The sequence below is a fragment of the Kineococcus indalonis genome (genome assembly GCF_009906395.1).
GTDB classification, from domain to species: Bacteria; Actinomycetota; Actinomycetes; order Actinomycetales; family Kineococcaceae; genus Kineococcus; species Kineococcus indalonis.
Genome location: NZ_JAAALM010000421.1, coordinates 1 through 3621, shown reverse-complemented (window position 1 = coordinate 3621; position 3621 = coordinate 1). Strand labels below are relative to the sequence as shown.

Here is a 3621-nt window from a genome sequence, read left to right as displayed (position 1 = left end):
CGGGCGGGGCCGGGTCGCCGGGACCGGTGCCGGATCCGTGGTGGAGCGGTGCTGACATGGTCCCCAGGGTGGCACGCAGTGGTCCGTACCAACCAATCAGCGGTGGTTCGGAAGGACTAGACCGCAGGTGTCGTCGCAGGTCAGCGCGCTGTCCGGGCCGGCGGGGCCCGAGCCGGCAAAGGTGTGACGAAAGAGGGGTGCGGAGCGCTGGCGGTAGACTGGAGCGTCAACCCCCCACCACGCAGCGGATCGAGAACCAGCATGCCCCTGAGCACCCGCGAGGACCTGCGCAACGTCGCGATCGTCGCCCACGTCGACCACGGCAAGACCACGCTCGTCGACGCGATGCTCTGGCAGTCCGGCGCCTTCCGCGCCAACGCCGACGTCGCCGACCGCGTCATGGACTCCGGCGACCTCGAGCGCGAGAAGGGCATCACCATCCTCGCCAAGAACACCTCGGTCCGGTACGCCGGCCCCGGTGCTCCCGAGGGCGGCATGACCATCAACATCATCGACACGCCCGGCCACGCCGACTTCGGCGGCGAGGTCGAGCGCGGCCTGTCCATGGTCGACGGCGTCGTGCTGCTCGTCGACGCCTCCGAGGGCCCGCTGCCGCAGACCCGCTTCGTGCTGCGCAAGGCGCTGGCCGCCGGGATGCCGGTCGTCGTCCTGGTCAACAAGGTCGACCGCCCCGACGCGCGCATCGCCGCCGTCGTGGAGGAGACCTACGACCTGCTGCTGGACCTGGCCGCCGACGTCGAGGGCATCGACGCCGACAAGCTGCTCGAGGTCCCCGTCGTCTACGCCTCCGCGAAGAACGGCCGCGCCTCGCTGAACCAGCCCGAGAACGGCGGCCTGCCCGACTCCGAGGACCTCGTCCCGCTGTTCCAGACGATCATCGACACCATCCCGGCGCCGACCTACGACCCCGAGACCCCGCTGCAGGCGCACGTCACCAACCTCGACGCCTCCCCGTTCCTGGGGCGCCTGGCGCTGCTGCGGATCTTCTCCGGCGAGCTGGTCAAGGGCCAGCAGGTCGCGTGGTGCAAGCACGACGGCACCATCGAGCGCGTCAAGGTCACCGAGCTGCTCGTCACCGAGGCCGTCACCCGCGTGCCCGGTGAGAAGGCCGGCCCCGGGGACATCGTCGCCGTCGCCGGCATCGAGGGCATCACCATCGGCGAGACCCTCGCCGACCCCGAGGACCCGCGCCCGCTGCCGCTCATCACGGTCGACGAGCCCGCCATCTCCATGACCATCGGCATCAACACCTCCCCGATGGCCGGGCGCGTCAAGGGCGCCAAGGTCACCGCGCGCCTGGTCAAGGACCGCCTCGAGAAGGAGCTGGTCGGCAACGTCTCGATCCGCGTCCTGCCCACCGAGCGCCCCGACGCGTGGGAGGTGCAGGGCCGCGGCGAGCTGGCGCTGGCCATCCTCGTGGAGCAGATGCGCCGCGAGGGCTACGAGCTGACCGTCGGCAAGCCGCAGGTCGTCCTGCGCAAGGACGAGAACGGCAAGACCCTCGAGCCCTTCGAGAACCTGACGATCGACTGCCCCGAGGAGTACCTGGGTGCGGTCACCCAGCTCCTGGCCGCCCGCAAGGGCCGCATGGAGACGATGACCAACCACGGCACCGGCTGGGTGCGCATGGAGTTCTACGTCCCCTCCCGCGGGCTCATCGGCTTCCGGACCGAGTTCCTCACCGACACCCGCGGCACCGGCATCGCGCACGCGCTGTTCGCCAAGTACGACCACTGGGCCGGCGACATCCGCACCCGCCAGTCGGGCTCGCTGGTCGCCGACCGCGCCGGTGCCGCCACCGCGTTCGCGATGACGAACCTGCAGGAGCGCGGGCAGATGTTCATCGAGCCGACCTCCGAGGTGTACGAGGGCATGATCGTCGGGGAGAACTCCCGCGCCGACGACATGGACGTCAACATCACCAAGGAGAAGAAGCTCACCAACATGCGGTCCTCGACCTCCGACGAGTTCGAGCGCCTCATCCCGCCGCGCCACCTGTCGCTGGAGCAGTCGCTGGAGTTCTGCCGCGAGGACGAGTGCGTCGAGGTGACGCCGGAGGCCGTGCGCATCCGCAAGGTCGTCCTGGAGGCCTCCGCGCGCGCCAAGACCGCCTCGAAGGCCAAGAAGGGCTGAACCCCCTCGCCCCGCGGGGCGGGCGGCCCCGGCGACGGGTCGCCCGCCCCGCGGCGTCCCCGGCGCCCCCGCGCCGCGATCACGTGCCTTGCACCGGGCACCGCCACGGCACAGGGTTGGGGCATGACGACGATCCCCGAACCCCCCGCGGACCCCGACGGCAGCCCCGAGGGCGCCGCCGGGGCCGCCACGGCGGGCCGCGACCCGCTGGAGATCGCCGCCGACCTCGTCGACGACGCCGCGCGCGAGCTGGACCCCGCCGAGCTGGCCTCGATGGACCGCCTCGACCAGCCGCACCGGCTGCTGCTCGTGCACGCCCACCCCGACGACGAGTCCATCGGCACCGCCCTGACCATGGCGCGCTACGCCGACGCCGGCGCGCAGGTCGTGCTGCTCACCGCCACCCGCGGCGAGCTGGGCGAGGTCATCCCGCCCGCGCTGGCGCACCTGACGCCCGACGAGCTCGGCGAGCACCGCACCGGCGAACTGGCCGCCGCGATGGAGGCCCTCGGGGTGGAGGACCACCGCTTCCTCACCCGCCCCGACGGCAGCGGGTACCGCGACTCCGGCATGGTGTGGCTGGAGCCGGGCCGTGCCGCCGCCGGTGAGGACGTCGACCCGCGCGCGCTGACCGCCGCCGACCCCGAGGAGGTCGCCGAGCGCATCGCCGAGGTGGTGCGCGAGGTGCGCCCCCAGGTGGTCGTCACCTACGAGCCCGGCGGGGGCTACGGCCACCCCGACCACGTGCGGGTCGCCGAGGCCACCGCGCGCGCCCTGGTGCTCGCCGCCGGGGGCGGGCGCGACGGCCGCGACGGGGGCGTGGTGCCCTGGCAGGTCGCCAAGGTCTACGAGGTGGTCCAGCCCGCCGGCGAGCTGCGCGCCGCGCTGCGCCGCCTGGCCGCCACCGGCGCACCCGGCGCCGCCGACCCCGGGGGCCCGCTGCCCAGCGTCGCCGTGCCGGACGAGGAGGTCACCACCGTCGTCGACGGCACCGAGCAGGTGCCCGCGAAGATCGCCGCGCTGCGCGCGCACGCCACCCAGGTGGAGCTGGACCTGGACGCCGAGGTGCCCGCGATGCGCCTGTCCAACGGCGTGCCGCAGCCGCTGGGCACCCGCGAGCACTTCCGCCTGGTGCACGGCGTGGCGGCCGGCCCCCTCGACGCCGACGGGCGCGAGACCGACCTCTTCGCGGGCGTCGCCACCTCCTGAGCGACCCCACCACGGCACCGCCCGCCGGCCCCCGCTGCCCGGCGGGCGGTGTCGTGGTGGTGCCATCACGCTGCGTTGCGCCACGCGGGTGAACCCCGTCCCCCGAACCGGTCACCGCGGGTGCCCGCCCGGCCGGTGCCGGGGTTGGGTGGACCCAGGGTCCCGGGCACCTCCGGGCCGGGAGGGGAGGAGCGGCCGTGGCCGAGCAGCTGGGGGCACCGCGCACCGGGACCGCGACCGGGGCGCGGTGCCCCCAGC

General features: G+C 74.0%; 2 protein-coding genes. Both read left to right on the top strand.

Annotated elements, in window-relative coordinates; all coding sequences use genetic code 11:
• Positions 1–261 precede the first annotated feature (261 nt).
• Positions 262–2154, top strand: a complete 1893-nt coding sequence (gene typA, locus GTR00_RS16775) for a translational GTPase TypA (protein WP_166612726.1) — start codon at positions 262–264, stop codon at positions 2152–2154.
• 273 nt (positions 2155–2427) lie between these two features.
• Positions 2428–3363 (top strand): N-acetyl-1-D-myo-inositol-2-amino-2-deoxy-alpha-D-glucopyranoside deacetylase, encoded by a 936-nt coding sequence (mshB, locus tag GTR00_RS16770; protein WP_166612727.1) that lies wholly within the window; start codon positions 2428–2430, stop codon positions 3361–3363.
• Positions 3364–3621 lie beyond the last annotated feature (258 nt).

Coding starts and splice junctions, on each gene's coding strand:
- typA (WP_166612726.1), top strand. CDS start 262: ATGCCCCTGAGCACCCGCGAGGACCTGCGCAACGTCGCGATCGTCGCC.
- mshB (WP_166612727.1), top strand. CDS start 2,428: ATGGACCGCCTCGACCAGCCGCACCGGCTGCTGCTCGTGCACGCCCAC.